At 74.2% G+C, this 21,711-nt stretch carries 18 protein-coding genes; 10 read left to right on the forward strand and 8 right to left on the reverse strand.

Going from position 1 to position 21,711, the window contains the following annotated elements:
• Nucleotides 1-532, reverse strand: a 532-nt coding sequence (locus tag E1298_RS26415; protein ID WP_165975669.1) for an AMP-binding protein, incomplete at its 3' end; no start/stop codon positions are given.
• A gap of 130 nt (nucleotides 533-662) precedes the next feature.
• Here E1298_RS26415 and paaZ point away from each other — a divergent pair.
• Both paaZ and E1298_RS26425 read left to right on the forward strand, forming a co-directional pair.
• Complete coding sequence (gene paaZ, locus E1298_RS26420; RefSeq protein ID WP_243725823.1) at nucleotides 663-2,720, forward strand: phenylacetic acid degradation bifunctional protein PaaZ; 2,058 nt, start codon at nucleotides 663-665, stop codon at nucleotides 2,718-2,720.
• A gap of 8 nt (nucleotides 2,721-2,728) precedes the next feature.
• Complete coding sequence (locus E1298_RS26425; RefSeq protein WP_131897848.1) at nucleotides 2,729-3,655, forward strand: LysR family transcriptional regulator; 927 nt, start codon at nucleotides 2,729-2,731, stop codon at nucleotides 3,653-3,655.
• Between the two features lie 15 nt (nucleotides 3,656-3,670).
• Here the strand turns inward: E1298_RS26425 and E1298_RS26430 are convergent, their stop codons facing one another.
• Complete coding sequence (locus tag E1298_RS26430) at nucleotides 3,671-4,777, reverse strand: DUF2637 domain-containing protein (protein ID WP_131897850.1); 1,107 nt, start codon at nucleotides 4,775-4,777, stop codon at nucleotides 3,671-3,673.
• A gap of 195 nt (nucleotides 4,778-4,972) precedes the next feature.
• Here E1298_RS26430 and E1298_RS26435 point away from each other — a divergent pair, with 195 nt between their 5' ends.
• The 5 genes from E1298_RS26435 to E1298_RS26455 all read left to right on the forward strand — a co-directional run bounded on the left by E1298_RS26435 (nucleotide 4,973) and on the right by E1298_RS26455 (nucleotide 9,358).
• A complete protein-coding gene (locus E1298_RS26435; RefSeq protein ID WP_424923141.1) occupies nucleotides 4,973-5,539 on the forward strand; it encodes an RNA polymerase sigma factor in 567 nt (188 codons plus the stop codon).
• Nucleotides 5,536-6,339, forward strand: a complete 804-nt coding sequence (locus E1298_RS26440) for a zf-HC2 domain-containing protein (protein WP_131897854.1) — start codon at nucleotides 5,536-5,538, stop codon at nucleotides 6,337-6,339. The genes E1298_RS26435 and E1298_RS26440 overlap by 4 nt, the downstream gene beginning before the upstream one ends.
• A 32-nt stretch (nucleotides 6,340-6,371) precedes the next feature.
• Nucleotides 6,372-7,220, forward strand: a complete 849-nt coding sequence (locus tag E1298_RS26445) for an ATP-binding cassette domain-containing protein (RefSeq protein ID WP_131897856.1) — start codon at nucleotides 6,372-6,374, stop codon at nucleotides 7,218-7,220.
• 252 nt (nucleotides 7,221-7,472) lie between these two features.
• Nucleotides 7,473-8,717, forward strand: coding sequence for a hypothetical protein (locus E1298_RS26450; protein ID WP_131897858.1), 1,245 nt, complete (start codon nucleotides 7,473-7,475; stop codon nucleotides 8,715-8,717).
• Nucleotides 8,708-9,358 (forward strand): hypothetical protein, encoded by a 651-nt coding sequence (locus E1298_RS26455; RefSeq protein ID WP_131897860.1) that lies wholly within the window; start codon nucleotides 8,708-8,710, stop codon nucleotides 9,356-9,358. The genes E1298_RS26450 and E1298_RS26455 overlap by 10 nt, the downstream gene beginning before the upstream one ends.
• Before the next feature lie 36 nt (nucleotides 9,359-9,394).
• Here E1298_RS26455 and E1298_RS26460 read toward each other — a convergent pair whose 3' ends face one another.
• Complete coding sequence (locus E1298_RS26460) at nucleotides 9,395-9,706, reverse strand: TetR/AcrR family transcriptional regulator C-terminal domain-containing protein (protein WP_131897862.1); 312 nt, start codon at nucleotides 9,704-9,706, stop codon at nucleotides 9,395-9,397.
• 201 nt (nucleotides 9,707-9,907) lie between these two features.
• Here E1298_RS26460 and E1298_RS26465 point away from each other — a divergent pair, with 201 nt between their 5' ends.
• Nucleotides 9,908-11,641: a pentapeptide repeat-containing protein gene (locus E1298_RS26465; RefSeq protein WP_131897864.1), complete on the forward strand. Its 1,734-nt coding sequence runs from the start codon at nucleotides 9,908-9,910 to the stop codon at nucleotides 11,639-11,641.
• Nucleotides 11,642-11,666: 25 nt separating this feature from the next.
• Here the strand turns inward: E1298_RS26465 and E1298_RS26470 are convergent, their stop codons facing one another.
• The 3 genes from E1298_RS26470 to E1298_RS26480 are packed head-to-tail and all read right to left on the reverse strand — an operon-like array spanning nucleotide 11,667 to nucleotide 15,493.
• The gene (locus tag E1298_RS26470; protein WP_131897866.1) at nucleotides 11,667-12,809 is read right to left on the reverse strand and encodes a Glu/Leu/Phe/Val family dehydrogenase; all 1,143 of its coding nucleotides are present in this window, start codon (nucleotides 12,807-12,809) and stop codon (nucleotides 11,667-11,669) included.
• Entirely contained in the window at nucleotides 12,802-13,944 is a 1,143-nt protein-coding gene (locus E1298_RS26475; RefSeq protein ID WP_243725825.1) for an NAD(P)/FAD-dependent oxidoreductase, read from the reverse strand. The genes E1298_RS26470 and E1298_RS26475 overlap by 8 nt, the downstream gene beginning before the upstream one ends.
• A 10-nt stretch (nucleotides 13,945-13,954) precedes the next feature.
• Nucleotides 13,955-15,493 (reverse strand): aldehyde dehydrogenase family protein, encoded by a 1,539-nt coding sequence (locus tag E1298_RS26480; protein ID WP_131897868.1) that lies wholly within the window; start codon nucleotides 15,491-15,493, stop codon nucleotides 13,955-13,957.
• A gap of 421 nt (nucleotides 15,494-15,914) precedes the next feature.
• Here E1298_RS26480 and E1298_RS26485 point away from each other — a divergent pair, with 421 nt between their 5' ends.
• Together E1298_RS26485 and E1298_RS26490 are read left to right on the forward strand one after the other, a co-directional pair.
• Entirely contained in the window at nucleotides 15,915-18,056 is a 2,142-nt protein-coding gene (locus E1298_RS26485; protein ID WP_131897870.1) for a thiamine pyrophosphate-dependent enzyme, read from the forward strand.
• An 88-nt stretch (nucleotides 18,057-18,144) separates the two neighbouring features.
• Nucleotides 18,145-20,109, forward strand: coding sequence for a glycine betaine ABC transporter substrate-binding protein (locus tag E1298_RS26490; protein WP_131897872.1), 1,965 nt, complete (start codon nucleotides 18,145-18,147; stop codon nucleotides 20,107-20,109).
• A gap of 15 nt (nucleotides 20,110-20,124) precedes the next feature.
• On the opposite strand, the gene E1298_RS26495 is transcribed toward E1298_RS26490, so the two are convergent.
• Both E1298_RS26495 and E1298_RS26500 read right to left on the reverse strand, forming a co-directional pair.
• Nucleotides 20,125-20,871, reverse strand: coding sequence for an ABC transporter ATP-binding protein (locus E1298_RS26495; protein WP_131897874.1), 747 nt, complete (start codon nucleotides 20,869-20,871; stop codon nucleotides 20,125-20,127).
• The coding region (locus tag E1298_RS26500) for an ABC transporter ATP-binding protein (RefSeq protein WP_341770649.1) at nucleotides 20,868-21,711 on the reverse strand (844 nt) is incomplete at its 5' end. The genes E1298_RS26500 and E1298_RS26495, both read right to left, overlap by 4 nt.

Here is a 21,711-nt window from a genome sequence, read left to right on the forward strand (position 1 = left end):
GGGGAGCGGGGTCGCCCTCCGCGATGAGGTCGTCCAGGCCGGAGTCGGTGAAGCGGGGGACGTCGAGGCCGTCCGCGAGGGCGGCGAACTCCTCGTCGTGCACCAGGGCCGTCACGCCCTCGCGTGCCACGGCGTCGCGGAGCTGCGGCGCGGCGAAACCGGTGTTGAGGAACAGCACCGACGCGCCGGTCCGGGCCGCCGCCGACATCGCCTCCAGCAGCCCGCGATGGTTGCGGCACAGGATCCCGACCGTGCCGCCGGCGCCGACGCCCCGGGCGCGCCAGGCGTTGGCGAGGGCGTTGCAGCGCCGGTCGAGCTCGCCGAACGTCAGCGGCCCCCGCTCGTCCACCAGGCCGGTGCGGCCGGGGAAGCGGTGGGCGGGCAGCGCCGTGGCGGCGCCGAGCGGCCCGTAGGCGCGCAGCGCCCGGACCGTCGCCGGCAGCGCCCGCGGCGGCACCGGGCCGATCATCCCCGCCTTGACGGCCGCCCGCAGCCCGTTGAGCTCGGCGGAGATCCGGGTGAGCGTGACCATGCCGGAAGCGTAGTGAGTGCGCGGGCCCCGGCGGGGGCGCGGCTCGCGATGTAGACAAAGAGCCCTCGTCGCGGCTGTCATGTCTGCGAGGCGTGAACGTACGCCATACGTGGCAAGAAGATTCTGAGATGTGGACAAGGAGGTCCCGGTGGCCGTGCTGCGCAGTTATGTGTCGGGTTCGTGGCGTTCTCCAGAGGACGAGGGGGCGCCGTTGCGCGACGCCGTCACCGGGGAGGAGGTGGCCCGGGTCTCCTCGGCGGGGATCGACATGGGCGCCGCCCTCGATCATGGGCGGAGGGTCGGCGGCCCGGTGCTGAGGGAGCTGACGTTCCACCAGCGGGCCGCCCTGTTGAAGGCGCTGGCGTCGCATCTGAGGGAGCATCGCGAGGAGCTGTACGGGCTGTCGGCGCGGACGGGAGCCACGCTGAACGACTCCAGGTTCGACGTGGACGGCGGCATCGGCGTGCTGTTCGGCTATGCGAGCAAGGGCAAACGCGAACTGCCGAACGAGAGGTTCTTGGTCGAGGGCCAGGTCGAGCCGCTGGGCAAGGGCGGCACGTTCGTCGGGCAGCACCTGTGCACGCCGTCCCGGGGCGTCGCCGTGCAGATCAACGCGTTCAACTTCCCGGTGTGGGGGCCGCTGGAGAAGCTCGCGCCCGCGTTCCTCGCCGGCGTCCCGAGCCTGATCAAACCGGCGAGCCAGACCGCCTACCTGACGGCCCGGCTGGTGGAGCTGATCGTCGAGTCGGGCATCCTGCCGGAGGGCGCGGTGCAGATGGTGTGCGGCGAGCCCCGCGACCTGCTCGACCACCTCACCGAGCAGGACATCGTGGCCTTCACCGGGTCGGCGTCGACCGCCCGGCTGCTGCGCACCCATCCCGCGATCGTCGGCAACGCCGTCCGGTTCAACGCCGAGGCCGACTCGCTGAACTGCTCGATCCTCGGCCCGGACGCCGCGCCCGGCACGCGGGAGTTCGACCTGTACGTCAAGCAGCTGGTCGCGGAGATGACCGTCAAGGCCGGGCAGAAGTGCACCGCGATCCGCCGCGCTCTGGTGCCCGCCTCGCTGGTCGACGACGTTGCCGAGGCCACGCGCGAGCGGCTGTCCAAGGTGACCGTCGGCGACCCGTCCGACCCGCAGGTGCGGATGGGCGCCCTCGCCGGGCTCGACCAGCGCGAGGAGGTCCGCCGCTCGCTCAAGGCCCTGATGGACGCCGGCCGCGCCGTGTTCGGCGACCCGATGCGCGTCGAGGTGGTCGGCGCCGACGCCGAGCGCGGCGCGTTCATGTCGCCGATCCTGCTGCGCGCCGACGACCCCGGCCGCGCCGAGCCCCATGAGGTGGAGGCGTTCGGGCCGGTCAGCACGCTGATGCCGTACGAGGACGCGGGGCAGGCGGTCGAGCTGGCCGCGCGCGGCCGCGGTAGCCTCGTCGGGTCGGTGGTCACCGCCGACCGGGACTTCGCGCGCCGGATCGTGTTCGGCGCCGCGCCGTGGCACGGGCGGCTGCTCGTGCTGAACGCCGAGGACGCCGAGGAGTCCACGGGCCACGGGTCCCCGCTGCCCGCCCTCGTCCACGGCGGTCCCGGGCGGGCCGGGGGCGGCGAGGAGATGGGCGGCGTCCGCGGGGTCGTCCACCACATGCGGCGCACCGCCGTCCAGGCCGGGCCCGCCATGCTCACCGGGCTGACCGGGCGCTGGGTGCCCGGCACCGACCGCACCGTCACCGACGAGCACCCGTTCCGCAAGTACCTGGAGGACCTGCGCGTCGGCGACACCGCCGTCGGCGGCCCGCGCGAGGTCACCCTCGCCGACGTGGATCACTTCGCCGAGTTCACCGGCGACACCTTCTACGCCCACATGGACGAGGAGGCCGCCAAGGCCAACCCGTTCTTCGGCGGCCGGGTCGCGCACGGCTACCTGGTCGTGTCGTTCGCGGCGGGCCTGTTCGTCGACCCCGACCCCGGTCCCGTCCTCGCCAACTACGGCCTGGAGAACCTGCGGTTCCTCACCCCGGTCAACCCCGGCGACGAGCTCACGGTGACGCTGACCGCCAAGCAGATCTCGCCGCGCGAGGGAGCCGACTACGGCGAGGTCCGCTGGGACACCGACGTCACCAACCAAGACGGCGCGTCCGTCGCGAAATACGACGTGCTGACGCTCGTGGCGAAGCGGCCGGCGCACGACTAGGGCGCGGGATGATCAGCCCCCTGCACATCCAGACGGTGCGCGAGGTCGTGCGGACCGGGTCGTTCGCCGACGCGGCCCGCAACCTCGGCTACACCGCGTCCGCGGTCTCGCAGCAGATCGCGGCGCTGGAGCGCGCCTGCGGCCTGGTGCTCTTCGAGCGCCGGGCGCGCAGCGTGCGCCCCACCAGCGCCGCGTTCCTGCTGGTCAGCAGGGGCAACGACGTGCTGTCGGCGCTGGACACGCTGGAGCGCGAGCTGCGCACCGTCGCCAGCGGCGAGCGCGGCGCGCTCCAGCTCGGCAGCTTCCCGACCGCCAGCGCCCGCATCCTGCCGCGGGTGCTGGCCGAGCTGGCCCGGGTGCGGCCGGGCATCGAGATCAAGCTGTCGGAGGGCGAGCCGGACGAACTGCTGCCCGAGCTGCTCGACGGCGACCTCGACCTCCAGCTCGTCTACCGCTACGACATGTTCCCGCGCAGCTGGCCGGCCCAGATCGTCGAGACGCCGGTGATGGACGAGAACCTGGTGCTGTGCGTGCCCGTCGACCATCCGCTGGCGGGCGGCCGCACCGTCCGGCTGCGGGAGCTGCGGTCGGAGACGTGGATCGCGAGCCGGCCGGACAGCTCGGGCGCGCAGGCGCTGCTGCGGCTGTGCGGCACGGCCGGGTTCACGCCGAACATCGCGTTCCGCAGCAACGACTACGCGGTGGTGTGCGGGCTGGTCGCCTGCGGGCTCGGCATCGCGCTCGTCCCGGCGCTCGGCTGCGTGCCCGGCCCGGGCCTGCGGACGCTGCGGCTCAGCCGCCGCACCCCGCGCCGGCACGTGACCGTCCTGCGCCGCACCACCAACACCAACCCGCTGGTCAAGGACGCCATGCGCGGCCTGACGGAGATCGCGCGCGGCGTCGAGGCCGAGATCGGCGGCGCCACCGGTCCCTGAGCCCCGCACCGCCTCTCAGGCCGCCGACGTCGCGGTCGCCGCGACCTGCGCCTGGCGCGACGTCCGCTCCTCCTCCGCCAGCCGCTGCAACAGCCGCTGCCCCTGCCGGGCGCTCAGATTCAGCCGGCGGCCCAGCTCGGCACCGCTGATACCGGGATGACGGGCACGGATCTGCCGGGCCCGGGCCTCGGTGTCACCGCCCGCGGCGCCCCTGCCGACGGCGGAGACCTCACCGTGCCGGGGACCGGCGGCCGAGGTGGCGGCGGCCCGCCGTCCGGGGGTGCTCCCGCGACGCGCCGTCGCACGGTCGGCGGGCGTGGCGGCGACGCGCCCTGCCGCCTTGCCGCCGGTGCCGCGGGCAGGCGGGGGAGCGGCCGCCCCTGGCACGTCGCCGTCGGACGACTCGGGGCCGCCTTCGGTTTCGGAACGGGCGACCAGCGCGGCCACCCGCGCGAACGCCTCCTCCAGATACACCCCGTCACTCAGCATCCACACCAGGTCCGCCGGCGCCGCGTTCCGCCAGCCCGCGCCGTACCGCGCCGCCAGCAGCGTCACCGCGTGCAGCCGCTGCTGCTCGGTCCGCAGCGCCTCGGCGTAGCTGGTGACCTGCCAGCGGATCATCCGCCGCCACAGCCGGAACGACGACACCGGCGCCACCGCCCACCGGGCCGCCGGGATCCCCTCGCGCACCCGTCCCGACGCGAGCCCCACCCGGCGCCGCACCGCATGCCGCAGGCCCTCGACGAAGGTGATGAACAACGCGGGCATGGCCGCGTGCATCACGATCCCCGTCGCATCGCCGTGCGCCGCCGAAACGTTCAGCCACACCGTGGCGCCGGTGAAGCCCAGCGCGCTCCACCGCAGCATCGGCATCGGCATCGACAGCCACTCCATCAGCAGCGCCGCGGTCAGCAGCGCCAGGATGCCGAGATCGACACCGACCGGCACGATCCACGCCTGGGCCCCGAACCACGGCTCGGCCAGATCGCGCACCGAATCAAAGGATCCCCAGCCGCCCAGCCCGGCCAGACCGGTGCACAGTAAGCCGGCAAGACCGGCCACGACACGTTGCGGCCAAGTGAGCGGGGGAGAAGCGTGGGGAGCCGTCACGCTGACACTCATCGCGCGTCCTTCCAATGCCGAGAAGTCGCCGGGCGCCTCGGGCGGAGACGCCGGGACGCCACATGATCAGAGACGCTCAGGGGAGTGTCGCAGAATCGTCCGCCGAACGCCCCCGTCTCCATCAGAAAGAACCGGGGCCGCGCGGCGCAAACGATCATGAACCCGTTTCCGGGGACGGCGGCGTTAGACCAGGTTGTGCACCTGTATCGCGCTCATCGGCCGCAGCGCCCCGCCGGTCCCGAGGACGGGGACGGGGAACTCGTCGCCGCGGTCGCGGCCGGGCAGGTCGAGGCGTTGAGGATCCTGCACGCCCGGCACGCGCCATGGCTGCGGGCCCGCCTGGCCAGGCGCTGCGCCGATTCCGACCTCGTCGACGACGCCGTCCAGGACACCTTCCTGGCGGTCTGGCGGGGCGCGAAGCGGTTCGACGCCGGGCGCGGCGAAGTGGCCGCCTGGATCTGGACGATCGGGATCCGGCGGCTGATCTCCCGGCTGCGGGTCAGGCGGGTGCCCAGCGTCGAACTGGAGGAGAACGACGCGGTCATCGAGTCGGCTGAGGACCTGGTCCTGCTGGGCGTCGAGCACGGCGACGTGGGCTCGGCCATCGCCAGGCTGTCGCCCGAGCTGCGGGCGGTCGTCCAGGCCACCGTGCTCGACGGGCTCACCACCAGGGAGGCCGCCCGCCTCCTCGGGATCCCCGTGGGAACCGTCAAGACCCGCGCGATGCGGGCCCGCGCCCAGCTGAGGGAGTTGCTGACATGACCACCTGGCATGTCCCGGCCGACCTTCTCGACCGGTTCCTCGAAGGCGGGCTGCCGCCGGCGCAGGTGATGTCCGTCGAGGCGCACCTGACCGGTTGCGGCCGCTGCCGGGCGCTCGTGCCGGCCGACGAGGAGTGGCTCGCCCGGTCCTGGGACCGGATCGAGGCCGCCGTGGACCGTCCGCCGCTCGGGGAAAGGCTGCTGGCCGGGGCCGGGACGCCGCCGCATCTCGCCCGGCTGCTGCTGGCCACTCCGGGACTGAGCCGCGCCTGGCTGCTGTCCCTGCTCGGGGTCCTGTGCTTCGGGGTCGGGGCCGCGCACCTGACCGGCGGCGACCCCAGGGTGCTGCTGGTCTTCCTGGCGGTCGCGCCGGTCATGCCGCTGGCGGGCATCGCGCTGGCGTACGGCCCGGCGGCCGATCCCGCCTACGAGACGCACGCGGCGACGCCGCTGGCCGGGGCGCGGCTGCTGCTGTTGCGGGCCGGCGCGGTCCTCACGATCGCGGTCGCGCTGACCGGGGCCGCCGCCCCGCTGCTGCCGGAACCGGCGGGGCCGAGCGCCGCCTGGCTCCTGCCCTCGCTGGCGCTGACCCTGGCCTGCATGGTCCTGAGCACCAGGCTTCCGCTCGCCGCGGCGGCGGGCGGCCTGTCGGCCCTCTGGGTCGCGGCCGTCCTGTCCACCCAGCAGCTCGACCGGTTCCTGCTCTTCCACGGCGCGGCGCAGGCCGCGTACGGCGCGGCCCTGCCGGTGCTCCTGCTGCTCTTGTACGCCAGGCGCCGGCGCCTGGACCCCGTCCCCTGACCTCCCCGTCCCATACCGGCAAGGAGCGCCCCTTGGTGTCCACTGTTGTGGTGCGCGGGCTGAGCAAACGCTACGGCTCGCGGACCGTGCTCGACCGTCTCGACCTGTCGCTCGGCACCGGCGTCACCGGCCTGCTCGGCCCGAACGGCGCGGGCAAGACGACCCTTCTGCGCTGCCTGGCGACCACCCTCGCCCCCGACGCGGGAGCCATCCGCGCCCTGGGGCTGGACCCGGCCGTCCGCGACCAGCGCACCAGGCTCCGCGCGAGCCTCGGCTACCTGCCGCAGGATCCCGGCTTCATCCCCCACTTCACCGCGTTCGACCTGGTGGACTATGTCGCGATCCTCAAGGAGCTGAAGGACAGGCGCGCCAGGCACCGCGAGGTCCGCCGCGTCCTGGCGGAGGTCGGGCTCGCCGACCGCGCCGGGACCAAGGTGCGCAGGCTCTCGGGCGGGATGCGGCAGCGGCTCGCGCTGGCGCAGGCGCTGCTCGGGTCGCCGCGGATCCTGATCCTCGACGAGCCGACCGTCGGCCTCGACCCCGAGCAGCGGATGCGGTTCCGCTCCCTGATCTCGGGCCTGGGCGAGGACCGGACCGTGCTCCTGTCCACCCACCAGACCGAGGACGTCGCCGCACTGTGCGAACGGGTCGTGGTGATGAGCGACGGCCGGCGCGTGTTCGACGGCACGCCCGCCGGCCTGGCCGCGTCGGCGTCCGGCCAGGTCTGGCTGGTGGGCGACCGGCCGGGCGGCGGCCTGTTCTGGCGCACGGCCGAGGGCAGGTTCCGCGTGCTGGGCGGGGAGCCCGTGCCCGGCGCGGTCGCCGTCGAGCCGTCGGTCGAGGACGGCTACCTGCTGCGACTCGGCAAGCCCGCCGCATGACCGCTCACCGCACCGGCCCCAGGGACGCGGTCCCGACGGCCCTCTTCCTCGTCGAGTTCGGACGCCTGCTCAGGAACCCCTTCCTGTGGGGCATAGCCGCCCTGGCGCTCGCCCTGCGCCTGCTGGCCGTCTGGAGCTGGGCGCCCGACATGTCCGTGGAGCCGATCGAACTCGGCGCCCACGGCCTCCTGGGCCGCCGGAGGAGTACTGCTCGCCGTCAACCTGGCCGCCTCGCGCGACGCCAGGCACGGGATGCCCGAGACATTGGACGCTCTGCCGCGGCGGGCCGAGGACAGGACCCGCGCGGTCACGCTGGCGGGACGGCCGCGGGCTGCCTGCCCGCGGTCGTGTTCACGGGCGCCTACCTGGCGGTCCGCTACACCCAGGGACCCGTCGCCGGGCGCCCGGACCCCTTCGAGGTGCTGGCCGTCGTCGCCGCCACCGCCCCTGGCCGCCGCGCTCGGCGCGGCGCTGGCCCGCTGGCTGCCCTCGCTCATCGCCGGACCGGTCATCGTCTTCGTCCTCGCCCTGGTCGTCCAGCTCAACCGGACCCACGGCGGCTTCGGCGGCTGGTACCTGCCGCTGAACCTCTACCAGCGGGCCGACTGGGCCGGCCGCCCCTCGGGAGGCCACCTGGTCTACCTGCTGGCCGGGACCGTCCTCGCCGCACAGATCGCCCTCCTGCGGCACCGCAGGCGACCACTCCGCCTCACCGCGGCTCTCGCCGCCCTGACCGTCACGATCACCGCGGGAGCCGTCACCACCGGCCAGGCGACCGACGTCTACCGCACCTCCCTGAGCGCGGACCCGGTCACGGCCTCCGCCGCCACGACGGCCCGCATGCGCGACCGCTACTTCGGTCCCGGCGCGCGGCGCTGCCAGACCCGCGAAGCGGTGACCTACTGCGCCTACCCGGGCTACACATCCTGGATTCCGCTCTGGGCCGACGCCGTGACCCCGATCGCCGCCGCGCTCCCACCGGCCGCTCGCACGCGCCTGCCCGCCGTCACCCAGATCAGCGACACGTGGATGCGCCCCGGCGACCTGACCGATCCCGCCACGGCCGTCACCGGCCTGGCCTGGGACCGCGGCGGGGACCACCGCCTGATGCTCGCGGCAGAGGTCGTACGGAGAGTCCTCGGCCGCACCGGGTCCGCCTGCACGGACGCCCGGGGCCAGGGCTGGGCCGTCGTCGGACTGTGGTTGCTCGGCCATCTCGGCCGGGTGCCCCCGCCCGCGCCGATCGCCATACGGCTCGCGGGCAACACCACCTCGGGGCCCGTCACCACCACCGGCCTCCCGACGCCGCTGGGCGCCGCCTACGGCCCCGCCGAAATCCACTACGCCCGGCGGCTGCTCGCCGACCCCGCCGCGGGCCGACGCGTCCGGGAACACTGGAACGCCCTGCTCACCGCCCCGCTTCCGTCCGCCCTGCGCCTGCTCGGCTTCACCTCCGACGTCCCCGCCGACCGGCCGCGGGGGACGCCGTGCGCCTGATCCCGCCGCTGGCCCGCGCGATCGACTGGACTCCGCTGTGCGCCGTCGCCCTGACGATGACCACGGTCGCGGCGATCGCCTCGCCCGACCCGGGCGTGCTGCTGCTGGTCCTGCGCATGACGGCCGTCCTGCTGGGGTCGGCCGCCGCCTTCGCCCTCGTCGACCCGATTGCCGCGAGCACCGCCGCCGTGCCCGTCCCCCGCTGGATCAGGCAGTGGCTCAGATGCCTGCTCGCCCTCGCCGCCGCTGCCGCCGCCTGGTCGCCGGTCTTCACGGTCGCCTCCACCCGGTCGACGGCGCCGCTGCCGCTTCCCGGCCTGGCGGTCGAAGCCGCCACCTGCGTGGCGGTGGCCCTCACCGGTTCCGCGCTGGCCGTGCGGAGGCTCCCGGGCACAGCGGCGGCCCTCGCGGGCCTGCTCACCCAGATCACCCTCATCGCCTGCACTCTGGCCCTGCCCACAGCCCTCCAGCCATGGCCCGGCGTCGGCGACCCGCACTGGACCCCGGCCCACCAAGGCTGGGCCGTCGCGCTGCCGTGCGTCCTCGCCCTCCTCGCCCGAGCCAACACCGACCCGACAGGCCGACGCCCCACCCACCACCCACCCGGGACGACCGGCAGCGCCGAGGGTTTCTCAGGTTGAGACTTACGCAAGCTCCTGGTCATCCTGCCGCCGGGCTCAACCGACGTCCGGCGGGCGCGCCCGGTAGCAGCGCAGCCACATCTCGACGCCGATGTCGACGATCTCACCGGCCTCCGCGTCGCCCAGCCGCCGCCTCCCGTACCGGGTACGGGTCAGCGCCTCGATGATCACGACCAGGATCAGCTGGTGCGCCGCGAGCGCGGGATCGCAGACCTCCAGCACGCCCCGCTCCACCTGGCGCGCGATGGCCTGGCCGAGCACCCGCTCCAGGGCGACACCGGGCTGCCTCCACTCGTCGAGCAGCCACGGGTGCCGGTCGGACTCGGCGATGAGACGAGCGCGACGAATTCAAGACCGTCCAGTAGACGACCGGATATGAGAATCGCCGCCCGGCGCCCGCTCGGCCGACGTTCGCGCAGGTCGTGTCGTCTCAGAACCCGCGCCCGTTTCGTTGGCGCGTGATGGGACGCCGGGCGGAGCGGCGTCCGGATGTGGGCAGATCGCCGCTGCGGGAGGCGAGCCGCAGGCATGGGTCCGTACGTTCGGCTCGTGGGTGAGGGAGCGGTAGGCGGCGCCGGTGGTGGTTCGGGCAGGCGTACCGAGGTGGAGCGGGCGCGTGTCGGACGGCCGCCGGCCGGCGGTGAGCGGCGGCCGTCGGTAAGGGTGCTGCCGTGGTGGGCCTACACCGTGGGCGCAACCGTCATCGCCGCGTTGACCGGGGTGGCGATCTGGTTCCTGCTCGGCGAGGCCGGCGGCGACGCCAAGCTGCGGATCGAGGCGATCCGTACCGGCCTGACCGTCGGCCTGGGCGCCGGTGGCGCGTTCGCGCTGGTCATCAACGCCCGCCGCCAGTGGTTGCAGGAACGCGCCCACAACCACCAAGAACAGGTGGACGCGCTCGCTCACGCTCACCAGGAGCGGTTGCACGCCCACCAGGAGCAGCGCGCCGAGGCCGCTGACCGCGACGCGGCCGAACGCCGGATCACCGAGCTGTACAACGCCGCCGCCGAGCAGCTGGGCTCCGACAAGGCCCCGGTCCGCCTGACCGCGCTGTACACCCTGGAGCGCTTGGCCAACGACAACCCGGCGCACCGGCAGACCATCGTCAACATCATCTGCGCGTATCTGCGGATGCCCTACACCCCACCGGTCGCGCCCGGCCCGGAGGAGGAGCACCGCGAGCGCGCTCGCCGCAACGCCGCCCGCTTCCGCGCGGCCCGCGCCGGCCAGCCCGCTCCCGCCGAACCCGCAGGGCCGCCCGTACCCGACCCGCACGAGGAACACCAGGTCCGCCTCACCGCCCAGCGCCTCCTGCACACCCACCTGCGCCCCGACACCGATGTGCACTGGGCGGGCATCTCCCTGGACCTGACCGGCGCCACCCTCACCGACTTCACCCTGACCGGCTGCCACCTGCACACCGCCGACTTCACCCACGCCGCCTTCACCGGGGACGCCGGGTTCGGCGAAGCGTGTTTCGCCGGGGATGCCTGGTTCGGTGAGGCGTCCTTCGCTCGGGGCGCCAGATTCGGCGAGGCGTCCTTCTCCAGGGACGCCAGGTTCGACGAGGCGTGTTTCGCCGGGGATGCCTGGTTCGGTGAGGCGTCCTTCGCTCGGGGCGCCAGATTCGACGGGGCGCTCTTCGCCGGAGACGCCTGGTTCGGCAAGGCGTCTTTCGCTCGGGACGCCTGGTTCGGCGAGGCATCCTTCGCCCGGGACGCCTGGTTCGGCAAGGCGACCTTCGCCGGGGACGCCTGGTTCGAGGTGGCCTCCTTCGCCCGGAGCGCCAGGTTCGGCGGCGCGACCTTCTCCGGAGACGCCAGGTTCGGCGGGGCGGCCTTCTCCGGAGACGCCAGGTTCGGCGGGACGTTCTTCGCCGGGGACGCCTGGTTCGGCAGGGCGGCCTTCGCCGGGGACACCGGGTTCGGCAGGGCGACCTTCTCCGGGGACGCCAGATTCGGCAGGGCGACCTTCTCCGGAGATGCCAGATTCGGTGAGGTGACCTTCTCCAGGGACGCCAGATTCGACGGGGTGACCTTCTCCAGGGACGTCAGATTCGATGGCGCGTCCTTCTCCTGGCCCGCCTGGTTCGGCGGGGTCTTCTTTGCCGGGGACGCCCGGTTCGGCAGAGCGTCCTTCCCGCATGGGGTCGAGTTCGAGGCGGCGAGGGTGGCGGATGTCGGATCGGCGCACCTGATCCCGGACGGGTGGCGGATCGAACCCACCGAGGGCGGCGAGGGCCGTTTCGTGCGGGAGACCGCTCAGCCGTCGTCCAGTACCTGACGGCCTCAGATGCTCGGGTGAGCGGTCAGTGCGGCAGGCGGCCCTTGAGGTCCATCGCTGCGCGGACGCGTCGCTGCGCCAGCGCGAGCGCGGCCTGGTGCGTGGTCGTCCCCTGGGCGCGGGCGGCGGTGAGGACGGTCGCGGTGTTCTCGCGCAGCTTGGCCGAGACCGCGGAGAAGACGGCTTCCGGCTCCGGACGGAACGCCGAGTAGCGGGCGTCCATCGCGAAGCCCGCCGCGACGACGCCGCCGGCGTTCGCGACGAAGTCGGGCACCACCGTGACGCCGCGCGCGGCGAGCACCCGCTGCGCCGCCGGGCCGGTCGGCAGGTTCGCGCCCTCGACGACGATCCGCGCCCGCAGCCGGGACGCGACGTCCTCGCCGATGACGTCCTGCAGCGCGGCCGGGACGAGGACGTCGGCGGGGACGAGCAGCTCGGCGCCGACGTCCAGCAGCGGCCCGCCGTACTCCTTCACCGCGGCGTCGCCCGCCTCGGCACGCAGCGCGAGCAGCCGGTCCACGTCCAGGCCGTCCGGGTCGTGCAGGGCGCCGTGCACCGTGGAGACCGCGACGACGGTCGCGCCCAGCTCGGCGAGGCGCCGCGCGGCGGCGTGCCCGACCGCCCCGAACCCCTGCACGGCGACGCGCGCCCCGGCGAGGGCGATCCCGGCGTGCCGCGCGGCGGCGTCGGCGGCCTCCGCGACCCCGTAGCCGGTGACGCCCAGCTCGTCGTACGGCATCCCGCCGAGCGCGTGGGGGGTGCCGACGGCGGCGCCTCGGTCGCCCAGCTCGTCCTGGACGATCGCCGCGTCCCGCTCGGTCAGCCCCATGTCGAGGCCCGCCACGTACCGTCGGGGGATCTCCTGGGACAGCGCCCGCACGAACGACCGCAGGATCGCCTCCCGGTCGGGTGACGCGGGGTCCGCCGCGATCCCGGCCTTGGCGCCGCCGAAGAACAGGTCCACGCCCGCCCACTTGTAGGTCATCACGCGGGCCAGGCGGGCGACCTCGGCGACGGTCACCGACGCGCTCATCCGCATGCCGCCCTTGCCCATCCCGCGGGCGGTGTTGTCGATGACCAGGACGCCCCGCATGCCCGTCCGGGAGTCGGAGACGCACACGACTCTTTCGGGGCCCCACTCGTCCATCAGCGCCAGCACGTCAGACACGGTTGTTCTCCGGGCGGAGGCGGTCGCCGGCCAGGCGGGCGGCGTCGAGCGGGGAGACGTCGGCGAACGGCTCCCGGCCCAGGTACAGGTCGCGGACGACCTCGCCCACGGCGGGCCCCTGGAGGAAGCCGTGGCCGGAGAAGCCCGTCGCGTACAGGAACCGGCTGATGTCCGGGGCCTCGCCGATGAGCGCGTTGTGGTCGGGCGTGACCTCGTACAGCCCGGCCCACCCGCCGGTCAGGCCGACGTCCAGCAGCCGGGGGGCGCGGGCCCCGATCGCTTCGGTGAGCCGGGGCAGCCACGCGTCCGAGCGCTCCAATGCGAACCCGGGTTCCTCGTCCGGGTCGGACATCCCGAGCATCAGGCCCTCGCCCTCGCCGTGGAAGTAGAACGACGTCGTGAAGTCGATCGTCATCGGCACCGGGCGCGGCAGGCCCGGCATCGGCTCGGTGAACACGATCTGCCGCCGCAGCGGCTCCACGGGCAGGTCGACCCCGGCCATCGCGCCGACCGCCGCCGACCAGGCCCCGGCCGCGCACACGACCGCCCGGGTCGCGATCCGGCCCCGGGACGTCCGGACCGCCGCGATCTCCCCGCCGCTCGCCTCGATGCCGAGGACCTCGGTGCGGGTGAGCAGCGCGGCGCCGTGCCGTCGGGCGCCGGTCGCGTAGCCGAGGACGACCGACTCCGGTGTGCAGTGCCCGTCGTCGGGGGAGAACGCGGCGGCCAGCAGCCCGTCCGGCTCGACCAGCGGAGACAGCCGGCGCGCCTCCGCCACCGAGATCATCCGGCTGGGCACGCCCAGCTCGTTCTGCAGGGCCACGCCCGCCTCGAACGCCGCGACGTCCTCGGGGCGCGAGAGCAGGAACAGGTATCCGACCTGGTGCAGGTCGATCTCCTGGCCCGGACGCGTCCCGAACCGGGCGAACGCCTCCAGGCTCCGCGCGCCGAGCCGGATGTTCACCTCGTCGGAGAACTGCGCCCGCACGCCGCCCGCGGCCTTGCACGTCGAGCCGGAGCCCAGCTCGTCCCGCTCCACCAGCACCACGCGCCGCACCCCGGCCTCGGCCAGGTGGAACGCGATGCTCGTCCCCATCACCCCGCCGCCGATGACGACGACCTCAGCGGACTCCACGGCGCCCCTCCTAGAGCCGGAAGCCGAGGTCGGGCTCGATCTCCAGGACGTCCATCTGGGCCTTCTGCAGCCGTCCCGAATGGTCCCAGTTCATCGACTGCCAGCGCGTGAACTGGTCCAGCACCCACATCCCCGACTGGCGGCCGCCGTTGCCGGAGCGGCCGTTCCCGCCGAACGGCAGGTGCGCCTCGGCGCCGGACGTGGAGTTGTTCACGCTCACCATCCCCGCCGAGATCCGCCGCCGGAACCGGAACACCTTCGCCGGGTCGGTCGTGTAGATCGACGCCGACAGGCCGTAGCCCGGCGCGTTGGCGAGCGCGATCGCCTCGTCCAGCGCCCGGTACGCGGTCACGCCGATGACCGGGCCGAACGTCTCGGCGCGGAAAAGCTCGTCGCCCGGGCCGACGCCGTCCACGATCACCGGGTGGTAGAACAGCCCGGCCTCCGGGTCGCCCGCGAACCCCGCGCGCGGGTTGGCGGCGGTGATCCGTCCCGTCCCGGACGAGCCGTGCGTCGTGTGGCCGGGCCCGATCCAGCCGAGGACCTTCTCGAAGCCGTCCGCGAACCGCTCGTTGATCAGCGGCCCGAACAGCACGTCGCCGGACGGGTCGCCGACCGGCGCGGCCCGCGCCGCCTCGTCCAGCAGCCGGACGAACTCCGCGTGCAGCGACTCGTGGACGATCGCCGTCCCGAGGGACGTGCAGCGCTGCCCGGCCGTCCCGAAGCCGGAGAACAGCGCGCCCTCGACGGCCAGGGGCAGGTCGGCGTCCTCGGTGACCACCATCGGGTTCTTGCCGCCGAGCTCCAGGCACGGTGTCTGCAGATGGCGGCCGCACAGCTCGCCGATCCGCGACCCGACCTCGGTGGAGCCGGTGAAGCCCACCTTGTCGACGAGCCCGGCGTCCAGCGCCTGCTCCAGGCCCCGGAACGTCTCCGTGCCGTCGGCGTACACCACGTTGAGGACGCCGTCCGGGACGCCCGCGTGCGCGAACAGCTCGTAGAACGCGTCGGCGCACGCCGCCGCGTACTCGGCGGGCTTCCACACCACGGCGTTCCCGCAGAGCAGGGCCGGGACGATGTACCAGGACGGCACCGCGACCGGGAAGTTCCCCGCCGTGACCACCGCGACGACCCCGACCGGGTCGCGGAACGTGAACAGCTGCTTGTCGGGCATCTCGGACGGGACGGTCTGCCCGTAGAGGCGCCGCCCCTCTCCGAGGAAGAACGCGCACGTGTCGGCGACCTCCTGGACCTCGCCGAGCGCCTCGGCGTACGGCTTGCCGACCTCCCGGGTGACGACGCGGGCCAGCGCCGCCTTGTTCGCCTCGACCAGGCGGCCGATCGCGGCGACGACCTGCCCCCGGACGGGCGGCGGCACGTCGCGCCAGGCGTCCTGGGCCTCGCGCGCGACCCGGCACGCCCCGGCGAGGTCCGCGGCCCCGGCCAGGGACACCTCGGCCACCACTTCGGCGGTGCGGGACGGATCGGTGGAACGGTACGTGCGCGGCCCCACCGGGATCCGGGCGCCGCCGATGACTGAGGAGAGCACCTTCTCAGCGTGAACGGCGCACCCGTCCCAGCCAAGATCGGACAGAGCACGGCTTCCTTACCGCGAGAAGAAGAGGTTTTTATTGCTGTACTTATTGCATTGCCCTCGGCGTCAGGCGCTAGCGCGCCTTCCTTCAACGGGCACTGCGGCGATCGCTGCATCGCTCCGACTCGCCCCAGGGGCTCGCTTCGCGATCAGGTTCTTGCTTCGCTCGAACCTGGCTTCGCACGCGATCGCAACGTCGAGGTTGTTGCCCCCTCAGGTAACTACCACCCGCTTACTGCAGTGCCCTCAGCGCCAGGCGCCGACACGCCCTCTTCCGACGAATGGATACTGCAGGCGATTGCGGTGTTGGGGTTGTCGACGTCTGGGGGAATGACCTGTTCTGCTTGTGGGGTGTCCATCTACCTCAGGAGGCTGCATGGCCGAGCCCGTCGACGTTCGCTTCTTGGAGACGGCCGCGTCCCTCTCGCCGTCGGGGCCGCCGCCCCCGGTCGGCCCGCTGAGCGACTTGCGCGCTCTGGAGCTGTTCGACGCCCAGCTCGGCAGCAGGCACCTGGATCTGGCCGCCCGCTGGCTGCGGTCGCGGGACCAGGGCTTCTACACGATCGGCTCGTCCGGCCATGAGGGCAACGCCGCCGTCGCCGCCGCGCTTCGCCCGGACGACCCGGCGCTGCTGCACTACAGGTCCGGCGCGTTCTTCCTGGAACGCGCCAGGCAGGTGCCCGGCCAGGACCCCCTCCGGGACGTGCTCCTCGGTCTGGTCGCCGCGGCGGAGGAGCCGATCGCGGGCGGGCGCCACAAGGTCTTCGGGAGCCGTCCGCTCAATGTGATCCCGCAGACCTCCACGATCGCCTCGCACCTTCCGCGCGCGCTTGGGGTCGCCTTCGCGATCGAACGCGCCGCGCGTCTCGGAGTGGAGGCGCCCTGGCCGCGCGACGCCGTGGCCGTGTGCAGCTTCGGGGACGCCTCGGCCAACCATTCCACCGCGACCGGCGCGATCAACGCGGCGGTGAACTGCGGGTACCAGGGTCTTCCGATGCCGCTGCTGCTGGTGTGCGAGGACAACGGCATCGGCATCAGCGTCCGGACGCCCGACGGCTGGATCCGCGCGGCGTACGGGTCCCGTCCCGGCCTGGCCTACTTCTCCGCGGACGGCTGCGACCTCGCCGACGCCTACGCCACGTCCGTCCGGGCGGCGGACTGGGTGCGCGAGCATCGCCGCCCCGCGTTCCTGCACCTGCGCACGGTCCGCCTGATGGGACACGCCGGTTCCGATGTCGAGTCGGCCTACCGGGCCCCCGCTGAGATCGCCTCCGACCTCGACGCCGACCCCCTCCTCGGCACCGCGCGGCTCCTGGTCGACCGGGGCGCGGCCACGGCCGAGGAGATCGTCCGGCTCTACGAGGCCAAGCGCGCCGACGTCATCGCCGCGGCGGCGAAGGTCATGGACGCGCCCCGCCTCGGCTCGGCGGCGGAGATCATGGCGCCGATCGCGCCCGCCGTCGCGTCGTTCGTGCCGTCGGCGGCGGGGGGTTCCGAGCCGGTGACCGTCGCGCAGGCGATCAACCGGGTCTTGGGCGAGCTGCTGGACGAGCGGCCCGGTCTGGTGGTGTTCGGGGAGGACGTCGCGCGCAAGGGCGGCGTGTACGGCGTCACGCGCGGGCTGATGAGGCGCGCGGGGGCGGCGCGGGTGTTCGACACCATCCTGGACGAGCAGTCGGTCCTGGGGCTCGCGCTAGGGCTGGGCCTTGCCGGGATGCTGCCCGTCCCGGAGATCCAGTACCTCGCTTACCTGCACAACGCCGCCGACCAGATCCGCGGGGAGGCGGCGACGCTGCCGTTCTTCTCGGCGGGGCAGTACCGCAACCCCATGGTGGTGCGCATTCCCGGTTACGCCTACCAGAAGGGGTTCGGCGGCCACTTCCACAACGACAACGCGGTGGCGGCTCTCCGGGACATCCCGGGCCTGGTCATCGCCTCACCGGCCCGTCCCGACGACGCGGCCGGGATGCTGCGCGCGTGTGTGGACGCCGCCGAGAACGAGGGACGGGTGTGCGTCGTCCTGGAGCCCATCGCGCTCTACCACACTCGGGATCTGCACGAGGACGGCGACGGCGGTTGGCTCGCGGCGCCGGGCGGTGAGCCGGTGCCGCTCGGGCGCGCGCGCACGTACGGCACCGGTACCGACGTCACGATCGTGACGTTCGCGAACGGCCTGCGGATGAGCCTGCGCGCGGCCCGCGCGCTGGAGGGCCGGGGGATCGGGTGCCGCGTGCTCGACCTGCGCTGGCTCGCGCCCCTGCCCGTCGCCGACCTGCTGCGCGAGGCCCGCGCGACCGGCGCCGTCCTGGTCGCCGACGAGACGCGCCGCACCGGCGGCGTCTCCGAGGCCGTGCTGACCGCCTTGGCCGACGGGGGATTCCGGGGTCGCGCGGCCCGCGTCACGAGCGAGGACAGCTTCATACCGCTCGGCGACGCCGCATACCACGTCCTGCTGGCGCGCTCCGCGATCGAAGACGCTGTCCTCGACCTGCTCGCGGGGCACACTGGACGAGGCTGACCCGGCGGGACCGGATCCGGACGCCCCGGAACCGCCCTGTCGCGCACGGTGTCGAACCGGAAGGCGTCGGAGCGAAAGGCGGTCCGCGATGGCGGTCGAGCCCCTGAGGCCGGACGACCCGGCCGCGATCGGCGGATACGAGCTCCTGGGGCGCGTCGGGGAGGGCGGCCAGGGCGTGGTCTACCTGGCGCGACCGGACGGCCCGGACGGCGAGCGGGTGGTGGTCAAGGTCCCCCACGCCCGGCCCGGCGAGGACGCGGTCGCGGACCTGTCGGAGATCACGCTCGTCCGGCGGGTCGCGCGGTTCTGCACGGCGCGGGTCCTGGACGCCGGGACGGACGCGGGCCGCCCCTACATCGTCAGCGAGTACATCGACGGGCCCACGCTGCGCAGCGTCGTGGAGGACGGCGGGCCCCTGAGCGGGGTCGAGCTGGAGCGCCTGGCGGTCGGGACGATGGTCGCGCTGGCGGCCACGCACGCGGCGAACGTCGTCCACCGCGACTTCACGCCCGGCAACGTGCTGCTCGCGGCGAACGGGCCGCGCGTCGTGGACTTCGGGGTCGCCAAGGCGCTCGGGCCGTCCGGACGGGGTGAGCCCGGCGTGTCGGGGACGCCCGCGTTCATGGCGCCCGAGCAGGCGGCGGGCGGCGAGGTCGGCACGGCGGCGGACGTGTTCGCCTGGGCCATCACGATGAGCTTCGCGGCGCTCGGGCCCCGGCTGTTCGGCGCGGACGGGCCGCGCAGCGCACTCGACCGGGTGCTGCGGCTGGAGCGGTACCCGCAGGACCTCCCGTCCTGGCTGGCCGAGATCGTCGCCCCGTGCCTGGCGGAGGACCCGGCGGAGCGCCCGACGGCGAGCGAGGTGCTGCTGCGCCTGCTCGGCTACGGCGGCGGGCCGGACCAGCGGGCCGGAGCGTTCTTCACGGCGGAGGACCACGAGGACGGTGAGGAGTGCGGCTCCACCCGGCGGGACTCCCAGCGGCGGTCCGGTTCCCCGCCGCGGGTCCGGGAGCCGCGCTCGCCGACCATCGGCCGGCAGGGGCCGGGCGCCGGTGAGCGGCATCCCGGGCCCGCCTCCGGACGCACGATGATCTCGGCGTGGCGGCGCCACCGGGTCCTGATGGTGGCCACGTCCCTCGCCCTGTCCGGCGCGCTGTCGGCCGCGATCGTGCTGTGGGTGCGGCGGCCCGGCCCGGAACCGGGGCGTCCGGCGGGCACGGCGGCGCCGGCCCCCGCGCGGCGGCTGACCGTCGGCTCGGCGAACTTCGCCGAGAGCGCCCTGCTCAGCGAGATCTACGCGCAGATCCTGGAGGCCAAGGGCCACACGGTCGTCCGCAGGCGCGGCATCGGCGCCCGGGAGGTCTACTACCCCCTCACCGAGAAGGGCGAGGTCGACGTCATGCCCGAGTACAACGGGGCCCTCGCCTCCTACCTCGGCGCACTGGACCTCGACGCGAAGTCGCCCGCGACGACGGAGTCGGTGAACGCCAAGGTCCGCGCGAAGCTCCCGAGCACGCTCCAGATCCTCGCCTCGGCCAAGGCGGAGGACAAGGACGCGCTCGCGGTGACGCAGCGGACGGCGGCGCGCTACGGGCTCGCCTCCCTCGCCGACCTGAAGGGCGTCTCGGACGAGTTCACCCTCGGCGGCACCATCGAGGTGCAGGCCCGGCACCAGGGGATGATCGGCCTCCGGGCCGTCTACGGGGCGGGGTTCAAGGAGTTCCAGCCCTTCCCGCAGACGGACTTCGACACGGTCGCCGCCCTGCTGGAGAAGGGGGCGCTCCAGGCGGCGATGATGTTCACCACCGACCCGAGGATCCGCGCCCACGGCTTCGTCGTGCTGAGCGACCCGAAGCACCTGTTCAGCGCCCAGAACGTCACTCCGCTGGTCAACCGCGCCAGGGTGGACGGGACCGCGAAGGCCGCGCTGGAGGCCGTCTCGGCCGAGCTGACCACGCAGGACCTGCTCGACATGAACGGGCGGGTCGTGGAGCACGGCGACAAGATGGAGGCCTTGGCCAAGGCGTGGCTCGTCCGGAACGGCCTGATCTGACCGGCGGCCCCTCCCTCACGGCGCGGGGTCGACGACCGGGTCGCCGCCGAGGTAGGCGGCCTTCACCCGGTCGTCCCGGGCGAGTTCGGCGGCCGGGCCGTCCAGGACGATGCGGCCGGTCTCCAGCACGTACGCCCGGTCGGCCAGGCGCAGGGTCTGGTGGGCGTTCTGCTCGACGATCAGGACGGTGGTGCCCTGGTCCCTGATCTCCCGGACGACGCGCAGCACCTGCTGGGCCGTGCGGGGGGCGAGGCCCATCGTGGGCTCGTCCAGCGCCAGCAGCCGGGGCCGCAGCATCAGCGCGCGGCCGATGGCGAGCATCTGCTGCTCGCCGCCCGACAGCAGCCCGGCTGCCTGGCCGCGCCGCTCCTCCAGGCGCGGGAACATCGCGTACACCTCCTCGCGGCGGGCGGCGACGGCGGCCCGGTCGCGGCGCTTGAGGTAGCCGCCGAGCAGCAGGTTCTCGGCGACGGTGAGCGCGGCGAAGACCCGCCGCCCCTCGGGGACGTGGCCGAACCCCGCCGCGACGATCTTGTGCGCGCCGAGGCGGGTGATGTCGCGGCCGTCCAGGACGACCTGGCCCGAGCGGGCGCGGTGCAGGCCGGTGACGGTGCGCAGCGCCGTGGTCTTGCCCGCGCCGTTGCTGCCGAGGAGCGCGACGATCTCGCCCTCGGCGACCTCGAACGAGACGCCCGACAGCGCCTCGACCTGCCCGTACCTGCTGTGCAGGCCGGTGACCCGCAGGAGCGGCGCCCGCGTCACCGCAGCACCACCGCGTCAAGGTCGGGCTCCGGATCGTCGGGGACGCCGAGGTAGGCGGCGATGACCCGCTGGTCCTCCTGGATCTCGGCCGGGAGCCCCTCGGCGATCGTCCGCCCGTGCTCCAGGACGGTCACCCGGTCGGAGATCGACATGACCAGCGCCACGTCGTGCTCGATCAGCACGACGGCGGTGCCGAGCGCGCTGATGGCGGCGATCAGCTCCATGAGCGCCCGCTTCTCGGTCGGGTTGGCGCCCGCGGCGGGCTCGTCCAGCAGCAGCACGCGGGGATCGCCCGCGAGGGCCCGCGCGATCTCCAGGCGGCGGCGGTCGCCGTAGGCCAGCCCGCCCGCGAGGCGGTCGGCGGCGCCCGCGAGCCCGGTGAAGTCCAGGCAGCGGCGGACGGCGTCCAGGTCGGCGCGGGCGAGCGGGCGCAGCAGGCCCCGGTCGCGGGCGAACCGCCCCATCAGGACGTTCTCGGCGACGGTCATCTCCTCGAACAGCCGGATGCTCTGGAACGTGCGCGCCAGCCCGGCGGCGGCGACGCGGTGCGGGGCGAGCCCGCGCACGTTCCGCCCGGCGAGGACGATCGTCCCGGCGGACGGGGCGATCATCCCGGTGACGCAGTTGAACGCGGTGGTCTTGCCCGCGCCGTTCGGGCCGATCACGCTCACCACCTGGCCCGCGTCCGCGCGGAGCCGCAGGTCCTCGACGGCCGTGACGCCGCCGAACCTGCGCGTCAGCCCGCCGACCTCCAGCAGCGAGCCCTCGGCGGCCGGCACCGGGGGACCGGCGGACGGGGGACCGGCGCCGGCCTCGGCGGGCAGCCCGAGCCGGCGGGGG

Source organism: Actinomadura rubrisoli (assembly GCF_004349215.1).
GTDB classification, from domain to species: Bacteria; Actinomycetota; Actinomycetes; order Streptosporangiales; family Streptosporangiaceae; genus Spirillospora; species Spirillospora rubrisoli.

Coding starts and splice junctions, on each gene's coding strand:
- E1298_RS26425 (WP_131897848.1), top strand. CDS start 2,729: ATGATCAGCCCCCTGCACATCCAGACGGTGCGCGAGGTCGTGCGGACC.
- E1298_RS26430 (WP_131897850.1), bottom strand. CDS start 4,777: ATGAGTGTCAGCGTGACGGCTCCCCACGCTTCTCCCCCGCTCACTTGG.
- E1298_RS26440 (WP_131897854.1), top strand. CDS start 5,536: ATGACCACCTGGCATGTCCCGGCCGACCTTCTCGACCGGTTCCTCGAA.
- E1298_RS26450 (WP_131897858.1), top strand. CDS start 7,473: ATGCCCGAGACATTGGACGCTCTGCCGCGGCGGGCCGAGGACAGGACC.
- E1298_RS26485 (WP_131897870.1), top strand. CDS start 15,915: ATGGCCGAGCCCGTCGACGTTCGCTTCTTGGAGACGGCCGCGTCCCTC.
- E1298_RS26490 (WP_131897872.1), top strand. CDS start 18,145: ATGGCGGTCGAGCCCCTGAGGCCGGACGACCCGGCCGCGATCGGCGGA.